At 72.6% G+C, this 22,731-nt stretch carries 20 protein-coding genes; 6 read left to right on the plus strand and 14 right to left on the minus strand.

Annotated features, from left to right (window positions below):
* Positions 1-4 precede the first annotated feature (4 nt).
* Entirely contained in the window at positions 5-1,387 is a 1,383-nt protein-coding gene (locus tag I003_RS0122330) for a glutamine synthetase family protein (protein ID WP_027773547.1), read from the minus strand.
* 97 nt (positions 1,388-1,484) lie between these two features.
* On the opposite strand from I003_RS0122330, the gene I003_RS0122335 reads away from it, so the two are divergent.
* The 3 genes from I003_RS0122335 to I003_RS0122345 all read left to right on the plus strand — a co-directional run bounded on the left by I003_RS0122335 (position 1,485) and on the right by I003_RS0122345 (position 4,580).
* Complete coding sequence (locus I003_RS0122335; RefSeq protein WP_027773548.1) at positions 1,485-2,225, plus strand: FCD domain-containing protein; 741 nt, start codon at positions 1,485-1,487, stop codon at positions 2,223-2,225.
* Between the two features lie 130 nt (positions 2,226-2,355).
* A complete protein-coding gene (gene eat / locus I003_RS0122340) occupies positions 2,356-3,888 on the plus strand; it encodes an ethanolamine permease (protein ID WP_027773549.1) in 1,533 nt (510 codons plus the stop codon).
* A complete protein-coding gene (locus tag I003_RS0122345; protein ID WP_027773550.1) occupies positions 3,888-4,580 on the plus strand; it encodes a gamma-glutamyl-gamma-aminobutyrate hydrolase family protein in 693 nt (230 codons plus the stop codon). Before eat ends, I003_RS0122345 begins: the two co-directional genes overlap by 1 nt.
* Positions 4,581-4,585: 5 nt before the next feature.
* On the opposite strand, the gene I003_RS0122350 is transcribed toward I003_RS0122345, so the two are convergent.
* Both I003_RS0122350 and I003_RS0122355 read right to left on the minus strand, forming a co-directional pair.
* Positions 4,586-4,879: an SAM-dependent methyltransferase gene (locus I003_RS0122350; protein ID WP_486584338.1), complete on the minus strand. Its 294-nt coding sequence runs from the start codon at positions 4,877-4,879 to the stop codon at positions 4,586-4,588.
* A gap of 36 nt (positions 4,880-4,915) precedes the next feature.
* A complete protein-coding gene (locus I003_RS0122355; protein ID WP_027773552.1) occupies positions 4,916-5,860 on the minus strand; it encodes a LysR family transcriptional regulator in 945 nt (314 codons plus the stop codon).
* 70 nt (positions 5,861-5,930) lie between these two features.
* Here I003_RS0122355 and I003_RS0122360 point away from each other — a divergent pair, with 70 nt between their 5' ends.
* Positions 5,931-7,025 carry an SLAC1 family transporter gene (locus tag I003_RS0122360; RefSeq protein WP_027773553.1) on the plus strand — a complete coding sequence of 365 codons (1,095 nt, stop codon included), beginning with the start codon at positions 5,931-5,933 and terminating at the stop codon, positions 7,023-7,025.
* Between the two features lie 120 nt (positions 7,026-7,145).
* On the opposite strand, the gene I003_RS0122365 is transcribed toward I003_RS0122360, so the two are convergent.
* Positions 7,146-9,776 carry an ABC transporter permease/substrate binding protein gene (locus I003_RS0122365; protein WP_027773554.1) on the minus strand — a complete coding sequence of 877 codons (2,631 nt, stop codon included), beginning with the start codon at positions 9,774-9,776 and terminating at the stop codon, positions 7,146-7,148.
* Positions 9,769-10,845 carry a betaine/proline/choline family ABC transporter ATP-binding protein gene (locus tag I003_RS0122370; protein ID WP_199784340.1) on the minus strand — a complete coding sequence of 359 codons (1,077 nt, stop codon included), beginning with the start codon at positions 10,843-10,845 and terminating at the stop codon, positions 9,769-9,771. Before I003_RS0122370 ends, I003_RS0122365 begins: the two co-directional genes overlap by 8 nt.
* Before the next feature lie 229 nt (positions 10,846-11,074).
* Between I003_RS0122370 and I003_RS0122375 the strand changes: the two genes are divergently transcribed.
* Together I003_RS0122375 and I003_RS0122380 are read left to right on the plus strand one after the other, a co-directional pair.
* A complete protein-coding gene (locus I003_RS0122375; protein ID WP_027773556.1) occupies positions 11,075-11,986 on the plus strand; it encodes a 5'-3' exonuclease in 912 nt (303 codons plus the stop codon).
* Positions 11,987-12,090: 104 nt separating this feature from the next.
* The gene (locus tag I003_RS0122380; RefSeq protein ID WP_027773557.1) at positions 12,091-12,954 is read left to right on the plus strand and encodes a siderophore-interacting protein; all 864 of its coding nucleotides are present in this window, start codon (positions 12,091-12,093) and stop codon (positions 12,952-12,954) included.
* 66 nt (positions 12,955-13,020) lie between these two features.
* On the opposite strand, the gene I003_RS0122385 is transcribed toward I003_RS0122380, so the two are convergent.
* The 9 genes from I003_RS0122385 to I003_RS0122425 all read right to left on the minus strand — a co-directional run bounded on the left by I003_RS0122385 (position 13,021) and on the right by I003_RS0122425 (position 22,649).
* Entirely contained in the window at positions 13,021-15,858 is a 2,838-nt protein-coding gene (locus tag I003_RS0122385; protein WP_027773558.1) for a DEAD/DEAH box helicase, read from the minus strand.
* A 107-nt stretch (positions 15,859-15,965) separates the two neighbouring features.
* Positions 15,966-16,856: a diacylglycerol kinase gene (locus I003_RS0122390; RefSeq protein ID WP_027773559.1), complete on the minus strand. Its 891-nt coding sequence runs from the start codon at positions 16,854-16,856 to the stop codon at positions 15,966-15,968.
* A gap of 17 nt (positions 16,857-16,873) precedes the next feature.
* Positions 16,874-17,815 carry a twin-arginine translocase subunit TatC gene (tatC, locus tag I003_RS0122395; protein WP_027773560.1) on the minus strand — a complete coding sequence of 314 codons (942 nt, stop codon included), beginning with the start codon at positions 17,813-17,815 and terminating at the stop codon, positions 16,874-16,876.
* A 124-nt stretch (positions 17,816-17,939) separates the two neighbouring features.
* On the minus strand, positions 17,940-18,239 hold the full coding sequence (tatA, locus tag I003_RS0122400; protein WP_027773561.1) for a Sec-independent protein translocase subunit TatA: 300 nt from the start codon (positions 18,237-18,239) through the stop codon (positions 17,940-17,942).
* Between the two features lie 134 nt (positions 18,240-18,373).
* Positions 18,374-18,598: a hypothetical protein gene (locus I003_RS0122405; protein ID WP_027773562.1), complete on the minus strand. Its 225-nt coding sequence runs from the start codon at positions 18,596-18,598 to the stop codon at positions 18,374-18,376.
* A 103-nt stretch (positions 18,599-18,701) separates the two neighbouring features.
* The gene (locus I003_RS0122410; protein ID WP_037721449.1) at positions 18,702-19,628 is read right to left on the minus strand and encodes a WYL domain-containing protein; all 927 of its coding nucleotides are present in this window, start codon (positions 19,626-19,628) and stop codon (positions 18,702-18,704) included.
* A 47-nt stretch (positions 19,629-19,675) separates the two neighbouring features.
* On the minus strand, positions 19,676-20,692 hold the full coding sequence (locus I003_RS0122415; RefSeq protein ID WP_027773564.1) for a WYL domain-containing protein: 1,017 nt from the start codon (positions 20,690-20,692) through the stop codon (positions 19,676-19,678).
* Between the two features lie 179 nt (positions 20,693-20,871).
* Positions 20,872-21,246, minus strand: a complete 375-nt coding sequence (locus I003_RS0122420) for an FKBP-type peptidyl-prolyl cis-trans isomerase (protein ID WP_027773565.1) — start codon at positions 21,244-21,246, stop codon at positions 20,872-20,874.
* Positions 21,247-21,641: 395 nt separating this feature from the next.
* A complete protein-coding gene (locus tag I003_RS0122425; protein WP_027773566.1) occupies positions 21,642-22,649 on the minus strand; it encodes an FKBP-type peptidyl-prolyl cis-trans isomerase in 1,008 nt (335 codons plus the stop codon).
* Between the last annotated feature and the right edge of the window lie 82 nt (positions 22,650-22,731).

The following is a 22,731-nucleotide window of genomic DNA, read 5'->3' on the forward strand; positions in this document are numbered from 1 at the left end:
GACCTCACATGCGCTCGAAGGACCGGATGCGTTCCCAGTCGGTGACGGCGGTGTCGTACGCCTCCTGCTCGACCCGCGCCATGTTGCGGTAGTGCCGTACGACGTCCTCGCCGAACGCCTCGCGGGCCAGGGTGCTGCCGCTCCACAGCTCGGCGGCGTCGCGGAGGGTGGCGGGGACGTGCGCGGCGTCGCCGGTGTAGGCGTTGCCGGTGCAGGGCTCGGGGAGTTCGAGCTTCCGCTCGATGCCGTGCAGCCCGGCGGCGATCATCCCGGCGACGGCGAGATACGGGTTGACGTCGCCGCCCGGCAGCCGGTTCTCCAGCCGCAGCGAGCCGCCGTGGCCGACGACGCGGACGGCGCAGGTGCGGTTGTCGGGGCCCCAGGCGACGGCGGTGGGGGCGAAGGAGCCGGGGCGGAAACGCTTGTAGGAGTTGATGTTCGGGGCGTAGAGGAGGGTCAGCTCCGGCAGGCAGGCGAGTTGCCCGGCGACGAAGTGCCGCATGGTCTCGGACATGCCGTACGGGTCGGACCGGTCCTCACCGGCGGCGAAGACCGGGGCACCGTCGGCGTCGCGGACGGACAGGTGGATGTGGCAGGAGTTGCCCTCGCGCTCGTCGTACTTGGCCATGAAGGTCAGCGCCGTGCCCTCCTGGGCGGCGATCTCCTTGGCGCCGGTCTTGTAGATGCTGTGCTGGTCGCAGGTGGTCAGCGCGTCGTCGTAGCGGAAGGCGATCTCGTGCTGGCCGAGGTTGCACTCGCCCTTGGCGGACTCCACGGTCATGCCGGCGGCGGCCATCTCGTTGCGGATGCGGCGCAGCAGGGGCTCGACGCGGCCGGTGCCGAGGACGGAGTAGTCGACGTTGTACTGGTTGGCGGGCGTCAGGCCCCGGTACGCGCTGTTCCACGCCTGCTCGTAGGTGTCCTTGAAGACCATGAACTCCAGCTCCGTGCCCGCGTACGCGGTCCAGCCGCGTTCGGCGAGCCGGTCGAGCTGGCGCCGCAGCACCTGCCGCGGCGAGGCGGTGACGGGGGTGCCGTCGTGCCAGGCGAGGTCGGCGGTGACCATGGCGGTGCCGGGGTTCCAGGGGACGAGGCGCAGGGTGCCGAGGTCGGGGTGCATGGCGAAGTCGCCGTACCCGCGCTCCCAGGACGACATCTCGTAGCCGTCCACCGTGTTCATGTCGGCGTCCACGGCGAGCAGGTAGTTGCAGCCCTCGGTGCCGTTTGCCAGGACCTCGTCGAGGAAGAACGGGGCGGCGAAGCGCTTGCCCTGGAGCCTGCCCTGCATGTCCGTGAAGGCCAGGACTACGGTGTCCAGCTCACCGGCGTCGACGAGCCGGCGCAGCTCGGGTACGGGCAGCGCGGGGGTGCGTGCGGAGTCGGTCACGGGAGCGGTCTCCTCTTCTACGGACGTCTTAAGGTATGCATGGATACCTTTGGTTGGGAAGTAGGTAGGACGAACGGGTCACAGGGCGGGGGTCGGGATGGGAGCTTCCACCGGCGCGGCGGACGGCGACGGGCTGCGGACCGTACTGCGTCCGGTGCGGGCGGGCAACGGCTTCGAAGAGGCGCTGGAGCAGATACTGCAGGTGCTGCGCCTGGGCCTGGTGCCGCCGGGCGAGCGGCTGCCCGCGGAGCGGGAGCTGGCCGAGCGGCTGCGGATCAGCAGGGTGACGCTGCGGGACGTGCTGAAGGTGCTGCAGGACGAGGGCCTGGTGGAGAGCCGCCGGGGGCGCTACGGGGGCACGTTCGTGCGGGCGCGCACGACGGCGCACCTCGACGCGCAGAAGGAGCTGCGCCGGCGCGCGGAGCGTACGGACCTGGAGGACGTCCTCCGGTTCCGCGAGGTGCTGGAGACGGGCGCGGCGGAGCTGTGCGCCGGCACCGAGATGACGCCGGAGCAGCGGGGGCGGCTGGACGCCGCCCTCCGGGCCACGCAGGACGCGCCGCTGGGCGACTACCGGCGGCTGGACACCATGCTGCACCTCACCCTTGCCGAACTGGCCGGCTCGCCGCGGCTCGCGGCCCAGTACGCCGCCGTACGGGCCACCGTCAACGACCTGCTGGACTGCATCCCGCTGCTGGTGCGGAACCTGGAGCACAGCCAGGCGCAGCACGCCGCGCTCGTCGGGGCGGTGCTCGACGCCGATCCGGACGCGGCCCGTGAGGTGATGCGGGAGCACTGCGCCGGCACGGCGGCGCTGCTGCGCGGCTTCCTGGGCTGAGCGCGGCCGGCGCCGCGCGGCGTTACAGGACGTTCATGCACGGGGCTTGCGCTCGTCACACCGGCGCCGCAAAGGTATGGGACCACACCATTACCGGGTCCCCACCGTCCGTTGAGGCAGGAGCGGCACCATGAGCGAAGGCACCGAGTCCCGCACCGCACCGCCAGGCCCGCGGGCCGCTCCCGAAGCCGGGGCCGCCCCCGGCGCGGCGGGTTCCGGCGCGGTCCCGCACGCCGCCGAGGACGACGCCTACCTCAAGCGCCGCGCGCTGCGCGCCGGCAGCGCCGGGCCGCTGCTGCTCACCGGCCTCGGCGTGGCGTACGTCGTCTCCGGCGACTTCTCCGGCTGGAACTTCGGTCTGGCCGAGGGCGGATTCGGCGGCCTGGCCATCGCCGCACTGCTGATGGGCGTGATGTACGCCTGCCTGGTCTTCGCCCTTGCCGAGCTGGCCGCGGTGCTGCCCACGGCGGGCGGCGGGTACGGCTTCGCGCGCAAGGCGCTCGGCCCCTGGGGCGGGTTCATGACCGGCACGGCGATCCTCATCGAGTACGTCCTCGCGCCGGCCGCGATCGTCATCTTCATCGGCGACTACGTCGAGTCGCTGGAACTCTTCGGGCTCACCTCCGGCTGGCCCGTCTACCTCGCCTGCTTCGTCATCTTCCTCGGCATCCACCTGTGGGGCGTCGGCGAGGCGCTGCGCTTCAGCCTGGTGGTGACGGCGATCGCGGTCGCGGCGCTGCTCATCTTCGCCGTCGGTGCCCTCACCGAATTCAGCGCCGGCTCGCTGAACGACATCCCCGTCGACTCCGATGCCTTCGGCTCGGGCTCCTGGCTGCCGTTCGGGATCATGGGCATCTGGGCGGCGTTCCCGTTCGGGATGTGGTTCTTCCTGGGCGTCGAGGGCGTGCCGCTGGCGGCGGAGGAGACCCGGAACCCGTCCCGTACGCTGCCGCGCGCCATGGCCTTCGCGATGGGCGTGCTGCTGCTGCTCGCCGTCGTCACCTTCATCGCGGCGGCCGGCGCCCGCGGCTCCGCCGCCGTACAGGACGCGGGAAACCCGCTGGTGGAGGCGCTGCAGCCGGACGGTGAGGCGACGGCGCTCAGCCGGTTCGTCAACTACGCGGGCCTCGCCGGGCTCGTCGCGTCGTTCTTCTCCCTCATCTACGCCGGCTCGCGCCAGCTCTTCGCGCTCTCCCGGGCCGGCTACCTGCCCCGCGCCCTCTCCCTCACCTCCCGGCGCAAGGCACCGTACCTGGGCCTGCTCGTGCCCGGCGCGATCGGCTTCGCGCTGGCGGCCGGGACCGGGGACGGGGCGCGGATGCTGAACGTCGCGGTGTTCGGGGCCACGATCTCGTACGCGCTGATGGCGCTCTCGCACGTCGTCCTGCGCCGCCGCGAGCCGGAGCTGCACCGCCCGTACCGCACACCGGGCGGCGCGGTGACGTCCTCGGTGGCGTTCGTGCTGGCGCTGTCGGCGCTGGTGGCGACGTTCCTGGTGGACAAGTGGGCAGCGATGATCGCCGGCTGCGTGTACGCGGTGGCGGTCGGCTACTTCGCTCTCTACAGTCGGCACCGTCTGGTCGCGGCGGCGCCCGAGGAGGAGTTCGCCGCGCTGGCGGAGGCGGAGGCGGAGCTGGAGCGCCCCGCCGGGAAGGAGAAGTGATGGCCCGCCCGCTGATCGGCATCTCCACCTACCTCCTCGACGAGGCCCGGTGGGGCCAGTGGCGCCTGCCCGCCGCCCTCCTGCCCGCCGGGTACCACCGCCTCGCCCAGCGCGCCGGCGGGCTGGCCGCGCTGCTCCCTCCCGACGCCCCCGCAGCCGCGCCGGAGACGCTGCGCCGGCTGGACGGCCTGGTCATCGCCGGCGGCCCGGACCTGGACCCGGCCCGCTACGGCTCCGCGGCGGACGCGCGTACGGACCCGGTCACCCCCACGTCACGCGAGCGGGACGCCTGGGAGCTGGCCCTGATCGACGCGGCGCTGGCGGCGGAGCTGCCGCTGCTGGGGATCTGCCGCGGGGCGCAGTTGCTGAACGTCGCGTGCGGCGGCACTCTCCGCCAGCACCTGGACGGCCACCGCGAACGGCCGGGCGTCTTCGGCGAGCACGAGATCAAGCCGGTCCCCGGCACACGGCTCGCGGCGCTGATGCCGGAGGCGGTGACCGTCCCGGCGTACCACCACCAGTCGGTGGCGGAGCTGGGCGCCGGGGTGATCGCGTCGGCGTACGCCGCGGACGGCGTGGTGGAGGCCCTGGAGCTGCCGGAGGCCGGGACCTTCGCGCTGGGGGTGCAGTGGCACCCGGAGATGGGCGAGGACGTGCGGGTGATGCGGGGTCTGGTGGAGGCGGCCGGCTGACCGGCTCAGCCCGCGGGCTTGACGACGATGCCGCCGTATTCGTAGACGGGCTTGGCGTGCTTCGTCGTGCCGAGGTAGGGCCTGAGGGCCGCGTCGACGGGCGCCAGCGGCGGCTGGAACGGGTCGGGCCGCCAGTCGGCGAGATCCACGAACCCCGGCTCGACCGGCTCCAGACCCTCGACGAGGGCGTCGACCTCGGCGGGCGTCCGGGTCTGCCACGGGATGCCCTTGGCGCGGACGCTCTCGGTCATCGCGGCGCTCATGGCGGGGTCATCGGACACCACCTGCGACAGGCACAGGCAACTGCCGGGCCGGCCTCCGCGGCCGGCGCGCGGCTACGTGGCCTTGCCGGACTGCGTCAGGGACAGCAGGTCCCGGGCCGGGCCCGTGGGGCGCTGGCCCCGGGGCCAGACCGCCCGCAGCGCCCGGGTCAGTTCCAGGCCCGTCACCTCCACCGCCGCCAGCCGCCGGGCCGAGACCTCGTCCGCCACCGCCAGCTCCGACAGCACCGCCGGACCCGCCCCCGTGACCGCCGCCGACTTCACCGCCGTCGTGGACGCCAGCTCCAGCAGCGGCACGCCCAGCCCGCCGTACGGGGCCAGTGCCTCGTCCAGCACCTGCCGCGTACCCGACCCCTGCTCCCGCAGCACCAGCGCCGCCCCCGCCAGCTCCGCCGGCGGCAATCCCCGCCGGCGCAGTGCCCACGGATGCGACGGTGCGACCACGACCAGCAGCCGGTCATGTCCGATGACCGCGTCGTCCAGCCCTTCCGGTGCGCCCGTCCCCTCCACGAACCCCAGGTCCGCCGCGTTGGAGCGGACCTGCGACGCCACCGCCGCCGAGTTCCCCGCCTGCAGCGACACCGCCGTCTCGGGCCGCGACGCGCGCAGGGCGACCAGCCACCCCGGCAGCAGGTACTCCGCGACGGTGAGGCTCGCCGCCACCCGCAGCCGCGAGTCGCGCCGCGCGCGCAGCGCCGCCGCGCCCGCGTCGAACGCCTCCGCCGCCTCCACCACCCGCCGGGCCCACTCCGTCACCACGCCGCCCGCGTCGGTGAGCCGCGAGCCTGCGGGCGAGCGGTGGACGAGCGCGACGCCGAGCTGCCGCTCCATGGACCGGATGCGGGCGCTGGCGGCGGGCTGGCTCACGCCGACGGCCTTCGCCGCCCGCCCGAGGCTGCCGAGCCGGGCGACGGCGAGCAGCAGTTCCAGCGCCGCCAGGTCCGGCACCCGGCGGGCCAGCGACGGCTCCGGGGCGTCCCCGGCCTCGTACGCGCTCATAACCCCAGCTTATGAGCCGAGAGGAAATCGGCCCCTACCGGGCGCCCGCGGTCCCGCCGAGGCTGGTGCCATGGCCGCCACCACCGCGCTCGTCCGCCCGCACCCGAACGCCACCGCACGCGCGGGGCACAGGCTGTCCACCCGCGATCTCGGCCCTCAGTGGTACGCCGGCGTCATGGGCACCGCCATCGTCGCCACCGCCGGCGCCGCGGTCGGCCTGCCGGCCGCCGCGCTCGTGCCCGTCTGGGTGCTGTCCGCCGTCCTCCTCGCCACGCTGCTGGCCGCGCGCGCCGTGCACTGGACCCGGCACCCCGACCGCGCCCGGGAACAACTCGCCGATCCGGCGGTCGCGCCGTTCTACGGGTGTCTGTCGATGGCCCTGCTCGCGGTCGGCGCCGCGACGACGGCGGTGGGCGGTCGGGTCACGGGCGCGGATGCGGCGTTCGCCGTGCACGCCGGGCTGTGGGCGGCGGGCACCGCGGTGGGGCTGGTGGCGGCCGTGGCGGTGCCGTATCTGATGGTCGTGGGTCACCGGGTGCGGCCGGGCGCCGCCTCCCCGGTGTGGCTGCTGCCGGTGGTGGCGCCGATGGTGTCGGCCGCGACGGGCCCGGCGCTGGCGCCGCGGCTGCCGGCCGGGCAGTGGCGGGAGTCGCTGCTGCTGGGGTGCTTCGCGATGTTCGGGCTGAGCCTGCTGGCGACGCTGCTGATACTGCCGCTGGTCTTCGCCCGGCTGGTGGACCGGGGGCCGCTGCCGCTCGCGCTGACGCCGGCGCTCTTCCTGGTGCTGGGGCCGCTCGGGCAGTCGACGACGGCCGCGGGGGCGCTGGCCGGCGGCTCGGCGGCGGTGCCCGCGGCGTTCGCGACGCTGTACGGGGTGCCGGTGCTGGGGTTCGCGCTGCTGTGGCTGGCGCTGGCGGGGGCGCTGGTCGTACGGGCCGTGCGGCGCGGTATGCCGTTCGCGCTCACGTGGTGGGCGTTCACGTTCCCGGTCGGCACCTGCGTGACGGGTGCGGCCGGCCTGGCGGAGCACACGGGGCTCACGGCGTTCCGCGGGCTGGCGGTACTGCTGTACGGGCTGCTGGCGGCGGCCTGGCTGACGGCCGCGGTGCGTACGGGGACGGCGGTGGCCCGCGGTGATCTTCTCGCGGCCCGGAGCGAGCCGTAAGCCGGCCGACAAGGCAGGACGGGACAGGACGGGACAGGCGACAGTGCGTGAACGGGCGGACGCCCCGCCGCCCCCTGGAGAGGGGACGGCGGGGCGCCCGGACGGTGTGGCGGCCGTCGGTCAGGAAAGCGGTGCGATCCTGTCGACGACCTCGGGGTTGTCGTCCATCCACGTGCGGGCGGACTCCTTCTCCTTGCCCTCTCCGCCGTTCTGGATCTCGACCTCCAGCGAGGACAGCTCCTCCTCGGAGAGCTTGAAGTCCTTCAGCCACTTGTGGAACTCCGGGAAGTCCTCGGCGAAGTCCTTCTTGGCCACGGTGTGGATGTCGTCGCCCTTGCCCCAGGCCCCCTTCGGGTCCTCCAGCTTGGTCAGGTCCCACTTGCCGTAGGCCCAGTGCGGCGACCAGAGCGTCACGACGATGGGCTCCTTCTTGTCGTACGCGCGCTCCAGCTCGGCGAGCATCGAGGAGGTGGACGAGGAGACGACCTCCCAGTCCTCCAGGCCGTACTCGTTGACGACCTTGTCCTTCAGGATCCCCATCATGCCGGCGCTGGCCTCGATGCCGATGATCTTCCCGCCGAACTCGCCCTTGTGATCCTTCAGATCCTCCAGCGACTTGACGTCCTTCATGTACGACGGAACGGACAGCTCCAGCGTCGTCGGCCCGTACCAGGAGCCGATGTCGGTGAGGTCGTCGCCGAATCTCTCCCAGTACTGCTCGTGCGTCACCGGCAGCCAGGCGTCGAACTGCACGTCCATCTGGCCTTCGGCGAGCGCGGTGTACAGCGGGCCGGGGTCGAGCTGCTTGACGTTGGTCTTGTAGCCGCGGTCCTCCAGCACGTTCTGCCACAGGTACGTGGACGCGATGGCCTCGTCCCACGGGAAGTAGCCGAGGTTCACGGTCTTGCCGGCGTCCTTGCCCTGGGTGCCGCCGCCGCTGCCGCCCTCCGGCAGCGGGGCCATCTTGTCGATGTAGCCCTTGTTCTGCTCCAGCCAGTCGCGGACGGCCTGCTGCTCCTTGCCCTCCCCGGCTTCGACGATCATCTCCTCCAGGCTGGTGAGCTCCTTCTCCTTCATGGTGAAGTCGCGCAGCCACCCGGCGACGACGGGCTCGTCCTTCGCGAAGCCCTTGCGCGCGGTGGTGTGCACGTCGTCACCGGAGCCCCAGGCGCCCTTCGGGTCCTCCAGCTTGGTCAGGTCCCACTTGCCGTACGCCCAGTGCGGCGACCACAGCGTCACGACGACCGGCTCCTCCGCCTCGTACGCGCGCTCCAGCTCGGCAAGCATCGAGGAGGTGGACGAGGAGACGACCTCCCAGTCCTCCAGGCCGTACTCGTTGACGACCTTGTCCTTCAGGATCCCCATCATGCCGGCGCTGGCCTCGATGCCGATGATCTTCCCGCCGAACTCGCCCTTGTGATCCTTCAGATCCTCCAGCGACTTGACGTCCTTCATGTACGACGGAACGGACAGCTCCAGCGTCGTCGGCCCGTACCAGGAGCCCATGTCCTCCATCTTGTCGCCGAACTTCTTCCAGTACTGCTCGTGGGTCACGGGCAGCCAGGCGTCGGTCTGGAAGTCGACCTGGCCCTCGGAGACGGCGGTGAAGAGCGGACCCGGGTCGAGCTGCTTGGCCTCGGCCTCGAAGCCGCGCTGCTCCAGCACCTCTTTCCACAGGAAGGTGGAGGCGATGCCCTCGTCCCACGGGATGTAGCCGATGTCGATCTGCCGGCCCTGGCCGACGTCCGTGGACGCGGCCTGCGGGGTGCCCCCGTCGTCGTCGTCGGAGTCGGCCAGGTTCAGCCCGCCGGCGAGCAGGGCCAGCACGACGATGCCGACGGTGGCGATCGCGGTGGTGGGCTTGTAGTGCAGGAACTTCCACCGGTCGACCGCGGCCGCGGTCTTGGCGAGCGCGCGCCGGCCGAGCGGCGAGACGCGCTGGTTGAGCGCGCCGGTCATCCGGTCCAGGTACATGGCCAGGATGACGACGACGAGACCGCTTTCGAAGCCGGTGCCGATGGCGACCCGGGTGACGGCGTTGTAGACGACCTCGCCGAGGCCGCCGCCGCCGACCATGCCGGCGATGACGACCATCGACAGCGCGAGCATGATGACCTGGTTGACGCCGGCCATGATCGTCGGCAGCGCCAGCGGCAGTTGCACGCGGCGCAACGTGTCGGCGGGCCTGGTGCCGAACGCCTGGGCGGCCTCGACGAGTTCCGCGTCGACCTGGCGGATGCCCAGCTCGGTCATGCGCACACCGGGCGGCATGGCGAACACGATGGTCGCGATGATGCCCGGGGTGATGCCGATGGAGAAGAAGATGACGCCCGGGATCAGATAGACGAAGGCGGGCATCGTCTGCATGAAGTCGAGCATCGGCCTGACGGCGGCGCTGACGACCTTGTTACGGGCCGCCCAGATGCCCAGCGGCACCGCGACCACCACGGTGATCAAGGTGGCGACCAGCACCATCGACAGGGTCTCCATGGCCTCCGGCCACAGCTGCACCGAGTCGACGACGGCGAAGCCGGCGAATGCGAGCACCGCCGGCAGCGGGCCGCGCAGCCAGAAGGCGATCACGGCGAAGATGCCGGCCATGACGAGCGGTTCCGGCGCGTCGAGGACCGCGTTGACGCCGTCGTACATGCCGGACAGGACCGTGTCGATGAAGTCGAAGAGCCAGCCGAGGTGGTCCTTGAGCCAGTCGACGACCGACTCGACGCGGGATCCGAAGTCGATCTCAGGCACCGGCGGTCACCCTCTCGCCCTCGTCGTCGCCGGCCTGGTCGCCGAGGATGGACAGCAGCCGGCCGCGCTCCACGAGTCCGACGAGGTCGCCGTCCGCGTCGGTGACGCCGACGGCGTCGTCGCCGGTGGCGAACGGACCGAACAGCTCCGCGACGGGGGTGTCCTCGGTGACGCTGACGGGGGCGGCGGCGCGCAGCTCGTTCGGGGAGAGGCCGTCCTGCGGCTCCTCCATGATGGAGCCCGCGGTGAGCACGCGCGTGCGGTCGACGTCCTCGACGAAGCGGCGGACGTAGTCGTCCGCGGGCCGGACGAGGATGTCCTCGGGGGTGCCTATCTGGACGATGCGGCCGTCGCGCATGACGGCGATGCGGTCGCCCAGGCGCATGGCCTCGTTCAGGTCGTGGGTGATGAACACGATGGTCTTCTTCAGCTTGGACTGCAGCTCGATGAGCTGGTCCTGCATGTCCCGCCGGATCAGCGGGTCGAGGGCGCTGAAGGACTCGTCCATGAGCAGCAGGTCGGCGTCGGTGGCCAGGGCGCGGGCCAGCCCGACGCGCTGCTTCATGCCGCCGGACAGCTCGTCGGGCCAGTGATGCTCCCAGCCCTCCAGACCGGTCAGCTTCAGGGCCTCGGTGGCGCGCTTCTCGCGCTCCTGCCGGGGTATGCCCTGGACCTCCAGACCGTACGCGGCGTTCTCCAGCACACTGCGGTGCGGGAAGAGCGCGAAGTGCTGGAACACCATGCTGATCTTCGTGGAGCGCACGTCACGCATCTCGCGGTCGCTCAGCGACGTCAGGTCCTGACCGTCGAAGAGCACCCTGCCCGATGTGGCGTCGAGGAGCCCGTTGAGCATGCGCAGCAATGTGGACTTGCCGGACCCGGAGAGGCCCATGACCACGAATATCTCGCCCGGCTCGACGGTGAACGATGCGTCCACCACCGCCGCGGTCGTCCCCTTCTTGCGAAGTTTCTCCCGGTCCTCACCCGCCTCTAGCCTGGCGACCGCGTCTTCTGGCCGTTTGCCGAACACCTTGTACAGGCGTTCCGCCTGGAGCCTGCTCACATACACCTCACGCCTCGAACGGAAAAATCGACCTGCCTCCCCCGTCGGCAGGTCGTGGAGTGACGCGGGTTCTGCCCTGATGCTTACCGAATTGTCTGTGCATAGACCATCGGTTCACTCCACCTCCGCCGCTGCCCAGGAACCCGATGTCCAAACCACGGCGTGATCCAGTTCACATCGCGATCGCGTTTGGTCGCCGCGCATGCGGCATCATCAGGGGATGACCCGACGCCTGATGCTGCTCGACACGGCCAGCCTCTACTTCCGCGCGTACTTCGGCGTACCGGAATCGGTCACGGCCCCCGACGGCACCCCCGTGAACGCCGTGCGGGGGCTGCTCGACTTCATCTCCCGGCTCGTCGCCGACCACCGCCCCGACGACCTCGTGGCCTGCATGGACGCCGACTGGCGCCCGCAGTGGCGGGTGGACCTCATCCCCTCGTACAAGGCGCACCGGGTCGCCGAGGAGCACCCCGGCGAGGCGGAAGCGGACGAGGAGGTGGTGCCGGACACGCTGTCGCCGCAGGTGCCCGTCATCGAGGAGGTGCTGGACGCGCTCGGCATCGCGCGGGTGGGAGTGGCCCCGTACGAGGCGGACGACGTGATCGGCACCCTGACCGCACGCGCCACCGGGCCCGTGGACATCATCACGGGCGACCGCGACCTGTTCCAGTTGATCGACGACGCCCGGGGGGTACGGGTGGTCTACCCCGTCAAGGGCGTCGGCAACGCGACCGTCATGGACGGTGCGGCGCTGCGCGCGAAGTACGGTGTCGACGGCTCCGGCTACGCCGACCTGGCCCTGCTGCGCGGCGACCCCAGCGACGGCCTGCCGGGGGTGCCGGGCATCGGCGAGAAGACCGCGGCCAAGCTCCTGGACGCCTACGGCGACCTCGCCGGCATCATGGCCGCCGTCGACGACCCCGCCTCGCGGCTCACCCCGGCGCAGCGGCGCAAGCTGGCCGAGTCACGGCCGTACGTGAAGGTGGCGCCGAAGGTGGTGCGGGTCGCGGCCGACGTACCGCTGCCGGCGTACGACGCGGCGCTGCCGCGGACGCCGCGGGACCCGGAGCGGCTGGCGGCCCTCGGGAAGCGGTGGGGGCTCGGGGGGTCCCTGGAGCGGCTGCTGACGACGCTGCGCGGCTGACGGCCGGGCGAGGCGGGGCACGCCGGGGATGCTCCCGGCCGCGGACAGGCACCCGGGGTGTTAGGTTAGGTAACCCTAACTTCCTCTCTGTCCCGGAGGCTCACGTGCCAGACCGCCCCGCCGGCCGGAAGCGCCAGGTCCACACCGCCCGCGTGGTGCGCACCGAACACCTCACGCCGCACATGGTGCGCGTGGTCCTCGGCGGCGAGGAGTTGTCGGGCTTCACGGCGGGCGAGTGGACCGACCACTACGTCAAGCTCCTCTTCCCCGCACCGGGCGCGGAGTACCCCGAGCCGTACGACCTGGAGGCCATCCGGCGCGACCTGCCCCGCGACCGGTGGCCGCTGATGCGTACGTACACCGTGCGCGGCTGGGACGCCAAGGCGCGGGAGCTGGCGCTGGACTTCGTCGTGCACGGCGAGGCGGGCGTGGCCGGGCCGTGGGCGCTGCGTGCCCGCCCGGGCGAGGTGGTGCGCTTCCTCGGCCCCGGAGGCGCCTACGCACCGAGCCCGGCCGCCGACTGGCACCTGCTGGCCGGCGACGAGAGCGCGCTGCCGGCCATCGCCGCGTCGCTGGAGCGCGTACCCGACGGCGCCGTGGCGCACGTGCTGATCGAGGTGGCCGACGCGGCCGAGCGGCAGCCGCTGGCGGCGCCCGAGGGCGCCGGCGTCACCTGGCTGTACCGCGACGGCCGGCCGGTGGGCCGCGCGCTCGTCGAGGCGGTGAGGGCGCTGGACTTCCCGCCCGGACGGGCGCAGGTCTTCGTGCACGGCGAGGCCGGGATGGTCAGGGAACTCCGCCGGCACCTGCGGCTGGAACGGCGGCTGCCGCGCGAGCAGTTGTCGATCTCCGGCTACTGGCGGCTCGGCCACGACGAGGACGGCTGGCAGTCCTCGAAGAAACAGTGGAACGAGGCCGTCGAACGCGAGCAGGAGGGCACGGAGCCGGCCGCCGGCTCCACGCCCTGAGTCCGCCCGCACCGGTAGCCGGCCGGCGCGGTCGCCGGCTGGGGGCGGGGCGGCCGACCGTCCCGCTCAGCCCACCGAGCTGTACGCCACGACGCCGCGCAGCAGCTTGTCGACCGCCTTGCGGGCGCTGCCCGCGACCGTGCTCTCGGGGGCGGCCGCGCCGGACAACTGGCCGAGCACGTCGATCAACTGCTTGCACCAGCGCACGAAGTCACCGGGCGGCATGTCCGCCTCGCGCAGCACCTCGTCCAGGCTGCGCCCGGACGCCCACTGGTACGCGGCCCACGCGAAGCCGAGGTCCGGCTCACGCTGGCCGACGCCCTCGGTCTGGCTGATGCGGTGCTCCTCCTCCAGGGCGTCGAGCCGACCCCAGATGCGCACCATGTCGCCCAGGGCCCGCTTGGCGCCGCCGCCGGGGAGTTTCGGCGGCAGCGCGTCGTCGGACTGCCGGGTCTCGTAGACCAGCGCGGAGGCGCAGGCGGCCAGCTCGGCGGGGCCCAGGCCCTCCCAGACGCCCTCGCGCAGGCACTCGGCGGCCAGCAGGTCCAGCTCGCCGTAGAGCCGGGCGAGGCGGCGGCCGTCGTCGGTGACCTGCTCGCCGCCGCCCTTCTCGGCGATGTAGCCCAGCTCGGTGAGGAGGGCGTAGACCCGGTCGAAGGTGCGGGCGATGGTGTTCGTCCGGCCCTCGATGCGGCGCTCCAACTGGCGGGTGTCACGCAGCAGCCGGTGATACCGCTCGGCCCAGCGGGCGTGGTCCTCGCGTTCGTCGCAGCCGTGGCAGGGGTGGGCCCGGATCGCCTTGCGCAGCCGGGCGATCTCGGCGTCGTCGGCGGCGGCGGCGCGCTCCTTGCGGTGCCGCCGCGGCTCCAGGTGGCCCGCCTTGGTGCGCAGCGCGGACGCCAGGTCGCGCCGGGACTGCGGGCTCTTGGGGTTGAAGGACTTGGGGATGCGCATCCGCTCCAGCGGCTCCACGGGCACCGGGAAGTCCATCGCGGCCAGCCGCTTGACCTGCCGGGCGGCCGTGAGCACCAGCGGGCGGGGGCCGTCGTGCTGTTCCAGCCCGCGGTGGCCGTTGGTGCGGCCCGCGGGCGTGCCGGGGTCGAGGACGAGGGCGAGGCCGGCGAACTTGCCGGTGGGCACGTGGATCACGTCGCCCGGGCGCAGCTTCTCCAGCGAGCCCGCGGCGGCGGCGCGGCGCTGGGCGGCGCCCTGGCGGGCCAGCTCCGTCTCGCGGTCCTTCAGGTCACGGCGCAGCCGCGCGTACTCCTCGAAGTCACCGAGGTGGCAGGTCATCGCCTCGCGGTAGCCGGCCAGGCCCTCCTCGTTCTTCTGCACCTGGCGGGAGATGCCGACGACGGACTTGTCCGCCTGGAACTGCGCGAAGGACATCTCCAGCAGCTCGCGCGTACGGTGCCGGCCGAACTGGGCGACGAGATTGACCGCCATGTTGTACGAGGGGCGGAAGGAGGAGCGCAGCGGATACGTCCGGGTGCCGGCCAGGCCCGCGACGTACTCCGGGCTCATGCCCCGCTGCCACAGCACCACGGCGTGGCCCTCGACGTCGATTCCGCGGCGCCCGGCGCGGCCGGTCAACTGCGTGAACTCGCCGGGCGTGATGTCGGCGTGGGTCTCGCCGTTCCACTTCACCAGCTTCTCCAGCACCACCGAGCGCGCCGGCATGTTGATGCCCAGGGCCAGCGTCTCGGTCGCGAAGACCGCCTTGACCAGGCCCTTGGCGAACAGCTCCTCGACGACCTCCTTGAACGTCGGCAGCATCCCGGCGTGGTGCGCGGCGATGCCCCGCTCCAGGGCCTCCAGCCAGTCGAAGTAGCCGAGCACGTGCAGGTCTTCGCGGGGGATCGCCGCCGTGCGCAGCTCGGCGATCTCGCGGACCGCGGCCCGCTCCTCCTCGTCGTTGAGCCTGAGGCCGGCGTAGAGGCACTGCTGTACGGCGCCCTCGCACCCGGCGCGGCTGAAGATGAACGTGATCGCCGGCAACAGGGCCTCGGCGTCCAGCCGCTCGATGACCTCGACACGGCTGGGCGTCCAGACCCGGCCGCGGGAACGCCGCTCCCGCTCCCGGTCGGCCTCGCGGCCCCGGCCGCGGCGGCGGTCGCGGGGGCCGGGCGGGCGGGAGTACTCCTGCCGGGCCAGCCGCAGCAGGTCCGGGTTGACCGCCTTGGCTGACTCCTTCCTGCCGCCCGCGCCGGTGCGCTCCTCGAACAGGTCGTACATCCGGCGGCCGGCCATCACGTGCTGCCACAGGGGCACGGGGCGGTGCTCGGAGACGATGACGGCGGTGTCGCCGCGTACGGTGTCGAGCCAGGCACCGAACTCCTCGGCGTTGGAGACCGTCGCCGACAGGGAGACCAGGGTGACGGACTCCGGGAGGTGGATGATCACCTCTTCCCAGACGGCGCCGCGGAAGCGGTCGGAGAGGTAGTGCACCTCGTCCATGACCACGTAGCCGAGGCCGAGGAGGGTCTGGGAGCCCGCATAGAGCATGTTCCGCAGCACCTCGGTGGTCATGACGATCACCGGGGCGTCGGAGTTGATGGTGTTGTCGCCGGTCAGCAGGCCGACGTTCCCGGGGCCGTAGCGCCGGACGAGGTCGCCGTACTTCTGGTTGGACAGCGCCTTGATGGGCGTGGTGTAGAAGCACTTGCGGCCCTGCTCCAGCGCGAGGTGCACGGCGAACTCGCCGACGACCGTCTTGCCGGAGCCGGTGGGCGCCGCGACCAGCACGCCCCGGCCGTCCTCCAGGGCCCGGCAGGCGTCGAGCTGGAAGGGGTCGAGGGCGAAGTCGTACAGCCCGCGGAAGGAGCCGAGTGCGGTGGCTTCCTCGGCGGCCCGGCGGCGGTGCGCCGCGTACGCCTCGGCGGGAGGAATGTGCTCGTCGGTCATCGTGAGTACGAGCCTACCGGGCGCCGCCGACAGCGCACCCGATCTTTCCGGACCGCCCCAGGTCAGCCGGTCGGGCGGCGGAGCGCGCCCGGCGCCCGGCCGGCGGCTCAGCGCACCAGCAGCCGGGCGGCGCCCGGCACGCACTCCGCGGTCAGCGGCAGCGGCCCCAGCGGCTCCCCGTCCGCGTACCCGGTGACGTCCGCGGCGGTCAGCGACACCCGTGCGGCCCGGTGCACGGTGACGGCCGGATGGGTCAGGTGCGTGCCCTTGTAGACCCGCGGGAAGACGCGCAGCAGCGTGCGCCGGCTGCACCGGCCGACGACGGTGATGTCGAAGAGCCCGTCGTCCATCCGCGCCTCGTGGCAGATCCGCATGCCGCCGCCGTACGACGGGCCGTTTCCGACGGCGACGAGGGTCGCCTCGATCTCGGTCTCGGGACCGTCGTCGAGCCGCATCTTGTACGGGATCGGGCGGAAGGACGCCAGCTCGGCGAGCATCGCCACGTCGTACTTGAACCGGCCGGGAGGCCAGCTCATCCGGTTGCCGCGATCATTGACCCGGGAGTCGAAGCCGGAGGCCAGCACGGTGGCGAAGTACGTGTCCCCCGCCTTGCCCAGGTCGATCGCCCGGGTACTGCCGGACTCCAGGGCGCCGACGACGGCCTCCGCGGCGGCGGCCGGGTCGCGTACGGGCAGCCCGGTGGCGCGGGCGAAGTCGTTGCCGGTGCCCACGGCCACGATGCCCATGGGCACCTCGGTGCCGGCCACGGCCTGCAGGGCCAGGGCGGCCATGCCGTCGCCGCCGACCGATATGAGCGCCCCGGTGCCCGCGCCGACGGCCTCGCGGGCGCCGGCGAGCGCGGTGGCGGCGTCGCGGCCCTGGACGGTGGTCACCTCGTAGCCGGCGTCGCGCAGCGCCCCGGCGACGACGGGGGCGGCCTTGGCGCCCCGGCCGCGGCCCGCGGTGGGGTTGACGAAGACGGTGATATCGCTGGTCACCCGCGTGACCCTAGCGGTCACGTGGCGTCGTCGTAACCATTTCTGCGGGGCGCGCTGTCCCCGCTCCCGGCGCCGCCGGCGCTGTCGGCCTCACCGGTGGACTGCTCCGGCAGCGACGCCGAGGCGCTCACGGGCTCCACGTCGCCCACGTCCTCGGGGGTGAGGTCGAGGTCGGACGCCTCGTCGTCCGCCGGGCCACGGGCCGCGATACGGGCCCGGCGGCGGTCGTTGAGCAGGGAGAACCCGGTCGCCAGGAAGTACAGCACGATCACCGGGCCGGCCAGCGCGAACATGCCGATCGGGTCGGTGCTGGGGGTGGCGATCGCGCCGAAGGCGACGATGCCGAAGATCATGGCCCGCCACCAGCCGAGCATGCGGCGCCCGGTGACGGCGCCGCCCATGTTGAGCATCACGAGCACGAGCGGCAGCTCGAAGGCGAGCCCGAAGACCACGACCATGCGGGTCAGCAGGTCGATGAACTCCGGCAGCGGCAGCAGGTTGGTGGCGTTCTCCGGGGTGAACTCGAGGAGCACCTCGGCCGTGGTCGGCAGGATCTTGTACGCGAAGAAGGCGCCGCCGACGAAGAGCGGCACGCCCGCGGCGACGAACCCGAGCGAGTACTTCTTCTCTTCCTTGTGGAGCCCGGGGGCGAGGAACGCCCACAACTGGTAGAGCCAGATCGGCGTCGAGAGCACCATGCCGGTCATGAAGGAGACCTTCAGCATGATGGTGAACGGCGAGATGAGGCCGTTGACCGTGAAGGAGGCGCAGTCCTCCTCCTTGCCGATCTCCGACGCCTGGAGGTCCTCCGGGCAGCCGACGGATTCGAGCACCGGATCCATCAGGAAGTCGACGATGTCCTGATAGAAGAAGAGCGCGGCGATACAGACGATGAGAATGGCCCCAACGGCCTTGACGAGCCGGTCGCGAAGCTCCCTGAGGTGCTCCGCCAGGGGCATGCGCCCCTCGGGGTCCTTCTCCTGGCGCTCCTTGCGCTCTTTACGGCGGGCAACGCTTAGCAACCCACGTCCTCATCTCGTGCCGCGAGGCCGTCTCCGGCCGCGGTGTGCCCCTGCGGATTCCTCAGCGCTGCGACTGTGACTGCTGCGGCTGCTGCTCGTTCACCTGCGGCTCGCTGACCGGGCGGGAGCTGGTCACGTCGCCGGGGGCGGCCTGGATGGTCTTCGGCGCGGGCTGCGGCGGGTCGGCGGGAGCCGCCTCGTCCGTCTTGCCCTCGTTCTTCATCGCCTTGGCCTCGCTCTTGAGGATGCGGGCCGACTTGCCCAGCGAACGGGCCATGTCCGGAAGCTTCTTCGCGCCGAACAGCAAAATGACGACGACGAGAATGAGGATGATCTCGGTAGGGCCGAGCCGTCCGAACATATGCGTCTACCTTCTCACCGAGGCTGCGTGGGTTTGGGCGTGATTGATCGTAACCCCCAGGGGTGAACCCCGGGCAATCCCCCGACGTACACCAATCGTGGCTCCCGCCTCGCACCGGAGCCGCGACCTGCAGCCTACCTCTCGAAATCCGTTCCGGGGAGGTCGTGTGGCGACCCCGCCCGCCGTGCGACGTCCGCCGCGGAGCGTTCGAGGTCGCGTGACGCGCGGCTGACCTGCTGCGCCGCCTCGTCCAGCCGGCGGGCCAGCCGGTGCGCCTCCAGCGCGACTCGAGCGGCGGGAAAGGCGAGCACGACGAGCCCGAGAAAGCCGAGCGCGACGGCGGTCATGGGCCACAGCATGGGCGAAGCCTAGCCGTCGCGGCGGCTGCGGAGGACACCGGCACCGCGGCAGATCATGCCCTGTACGCACTCTTCGTTACTTATGCCGGAATTATGGGATGTGTTACTCGACGTCGTATGCGGCAAGCGCCCTGACCGCCGCGTCACGCGCGCTGTCCGCCAGGTCGCCCGGCGCGACGATCCGCCCGTCCCGGCCCAGCCGCAGCGCCAGTCTGCGCAGCGATGCCGGGTCCGGCGCGCGCAGCGAGATCCGCAGGCCGCCGTCGGGCAGTTCCTCCGCACTGTCGTGCGGGTAGTACTCGGCGACCCAACGGCCGCCCGGTCCCACCTCGATGACGACCTCGGGGTCCTCCGCGGACGGCTGGACGATGCCCTCCGACAGGTCGCGCAGCTCGACGGGCGGCGGGTCGGCCGGGGCATCGAGGATCCGGATCGCCGCGACGCGGTCGAGCCGGAACGTACGCCGGGCCTCCGACAGCCGGCACCACGCCTCCACGTACGTGTGCCCGACGGAAACGAGCCGTATCGGGTCGATCTCCCGCTCGGTCAGCTCGTCCCGCGACGGCGAGTAGTACCGCAGCCACAGCCTGCGCCGCTCGGAGATGGCCCGGTCCACCTCGGCGAAGACCCCGCCCTCGGACTCGAACGTCACCGACAGGCTGGAGCTGGCCGCCGCGGACTCGCCGGCCGCGGCCTCCAGCTTCGCGGTGGCCCGCAGCAGCGCCTGCCGGTCGCCGGCGCGCAGCCCCGGCAAGGTGGCCACGGCCCGGGCCGCCACCAGCAGGGCGGTGGCCTCATCCGCGGCCAATCGCAGCGGCTCGCCGGTGCCGGTGGACTCGGGGTTGCGGAACCAGATGCGCTCGCCGTCGGTGTCGATGTCGAGCAGATCGCCGCCGCGGAAGCTCGTCCCGCACATGGGCAGCACGTCCAGGTCGGCGATCAGCTCGTCCTCGGTGACGCCGAAGGCGCGGGCGACGTCCGAGAGGTACGCGCCGTTGCGCTCGCTCAGATACGTCACCAGCGACAGCATCCGCCTGGTCTGGTCGATGGCACTGGCCACTGCTCCCCCGTCCTCCCTCAGCCCTTGGCCACGGCGCGCAGCCGGTCGATGACGTCGGCCCGCAGCTCGGCGGGCTCCAGGACGACCACGTCGGGCCCGAACTCCACCAGCCAGGCGTCCAGCCCGTGCCCGTACGGGATCTCCAGCTCGTCCCAGCCGGGCCGCACGGCCTCGCGGATGCCGTACGCGCGGGCGCGCAGCGGGTAGCCGGCGCCGGCGCGCAGCCGGATCAGGGCCGAGCGGTCGGCGCTCTCGCCGGCCCAGCGCTCGACGGTCTCGCGCACGGTCACGCGGTCCGGCACCTCGGCCGTGAAGCCACGCCCGCGGTTGCGCACCCGGCCGGTGATGCGGGAGAGCCGGAAGACCCGCTCGGCGTCGCGGCCCCGGTCGTGACCGACGAGGTACCAGTGGCCACGCCAGCACTCCAATTGCCACGGTTCGACGTGCCGGTCCTCCGGGCGGGCCGCATTGGCCTTGCGATACGGGAAGACGACGGGCCGCCGGTCCCGGCAGGCGAGCATCAGCGGCTCGAACGCCGCCTCACGTACCGGAATCCGCGGCTCCAGCGCGCTGCCCTGCTCCACCGCGCCGGCCTCGGGGCCGTCGGCCGCTCCGGCGAGCGGCATCCCGGCGGCGCGCAGCTTCTGCAGCGCGCCGCTGGCCGCGCCGGCGAGCCGGGCCTGCTGCCAGACTTTCGCGGCCACTCCGAGGGCGGCGGCCTCCTCGGCGTCCAGGGTGACGGGCGGCAGCCTGTTGTTGTCCCGGCGGGCCAGATAGCCCGGCTCACCGTCCAGGCCCTCGACGGTGTCGATGACCATCCCCAGCTCGCGCAGGTCGTCCTTGTCCCGCTCGAACATCCGGTTGAAGGCGTCCTCGCCGGAGGCGTCGGAGCCGAACGCGGCCCCGCGGCCGGGTCCGAAGGCTTCCACGTACGCCTCGATGGAGGTGCGCAGTTCACGCTTGCTGAGCGGGCGGCCGGTGCCGAGCAGGCACAGCGCCAGGCACATCAGCCGCTCCGCCTTGGCGATCGCCATCGAGGGGGTCTCCTTAGTGCGCGTCCGGGGCAGCGAGCGGCTGCCGCCGGCGACCGTCGTCCGCACGTGTCGCTCGTGTTCGCAGACGACGACCGTACTCCGCCTGGGCCCGGCGGCCAAAGCGAAGGCCCTCGCCTCACGGCGAGGGCCCTGCGCTCTGCTGTGTGCGGACGGTGCCGTCAGACCGCGACCAGGTCGCAGACGAAGATCAGCGTCTCGCCCGGCTTGATCCGGCCGCCCCCGGCGCCGGCCTCGCCGTAGGCCAGGTGCGGCGGGATGGTCAGCCGGCGCCGGCCGCCGACCTTCATGCCCGCCACGCCCTGGTCCCAGCCGGGAATGACCTGGCCGGCACCGAGCTGGAACTGCAGCGGCTTACCGCGGTTCCAGCTCGCGTCGAACTCCTCACCGCTGGAGAAGGCGACGCCGACGTAGTGGACGGAGACGGTGTCACCGGCCTTCGCGACGGGGCCGTTGCCCTCCCACAGGTCCTGGACCTCCAGGTCGGCCGGGGGCGGGCCCTCGGGGAAGTCGACCTCGGGCTTTTCGATGCTCACGGAAGAACACTCCTCGCGCATGAGTGACGGTGACTGGGCTGCCAAGTCTCGCAGACGCCCCCGGGCGGCGGGCCCGCCGCCTCCCCGGTGGAACGCCGGTGGTGGACCGTCCGGCGAACACCGGACACCTGCGGCCGTCGCCGCCCCGGTCGGGGCGGCGACGGCCTGCACGGTCCGGGCGGGCCCACGGGCACCGGGGCGGCTCCGGGTCCGGCGGGACGCACGGCCATACCCCCACAGCACCGTCCCGGGGACCGGGACGGTGCTGTCAGAGGGGCCGCCTACCGTTGTGCGGGAGTGCGGGTGAGGTGTGGGCGGGGCGACATCCGGAGGCCGTCCGGCCCCGGGCGCCCCCCGGTCCCGCCCGAGCCCGGGCCGGCCGGGCGGACCGCAGGTCAGACCGTGCCGAGGATGTCGACGACGAAGACCAGCGTCTTCTTCTCCAGCTCGTGGCCCTTGGAACTGCCGTAGCCCAGGTCCGGCGGGATGACCAGCAGCACCCGGTCGCCGACCTGCTTGCCGACGAGCGCCTTGTCCCAGCCCTTGACGACCGAGCCGGTGCCGATCTGGAAGGTGGCCGCGCCGGCGTTGTCCCAGGAGGCGTCGAACTTCTTGCCGTCCTCCCAGGCGTAGCCGGTGTACTGGGCGACGAGCCCCTGGCCGGCCTCGACCTCGGCGCCCTTGCCCTTGATGAGGACCTGCTCCTGCAGCTTCTCCGGGGCGTCCTCGCCGTCCGGGATGGTGATCTTCGCGGCCTTGCCCGCGGGGACCTCGATCTCCGGCATGCCGTCCCGCGGCTCGGCGGACTTGCCCTTCAGCTCGGCCTTGGGGTCGACCTTCCCGGCGCCGGCGACATCGATGACCCAGACCAGGCCGTCGCTCTTCCCGATGCCCGACTCCGGATTGAGGCTCTCACCGACGAGCGCGCCCGCGGTGCCCTCGACCAGCAGGCGGCTGCCCACCGTGTGGCCCTCGACGGAGTCGAGGACGTCCGGCGGCAGGGACTGGTTCGGCTCGCCGACCTTCCCCATGAGCTGCTGGTGCACGGCGCCGGCGCCCTGCCGGCCGCCGCCGCCCGCGGCGGCGGCGGCCCAGGTGCTGCCCAGGTCCTCGTCGTCCTTCATGGTCTTGCCGGCGAAGTCCAGCCGGACCTGGTCGCCGTCGCCGACCTTGGCTCCGTCGCCCTCGCTGAGGACCTTGACGACGACCTCGTCGGACGCCTTGGCACCGTCCGGGACGTCGAACTTCGGCTCCTCACCGAAGGCGCCCGTGACCTTGGTCACGGCGCCGGCCTTCCCCCCGTTGTCCGAGTCGGAGGAGTCCTCGGAGCCACAGGCCGCGGCGAACAGCAGGGCGGGCACGACGAGCGCCGCCCCCGTGCGGATCAGTTTGCGATGTGTCATGGGTCCAACTCGTGTAGGGGGTCCGGGCAGCTCCGGCCACTCTACGGCCTTTGCACCCGGATCCCCGTCATCGCACCCGTCC

It is taken from the genome of Streptomyces sp. CNQ329 (assembly GCF_000482585.1).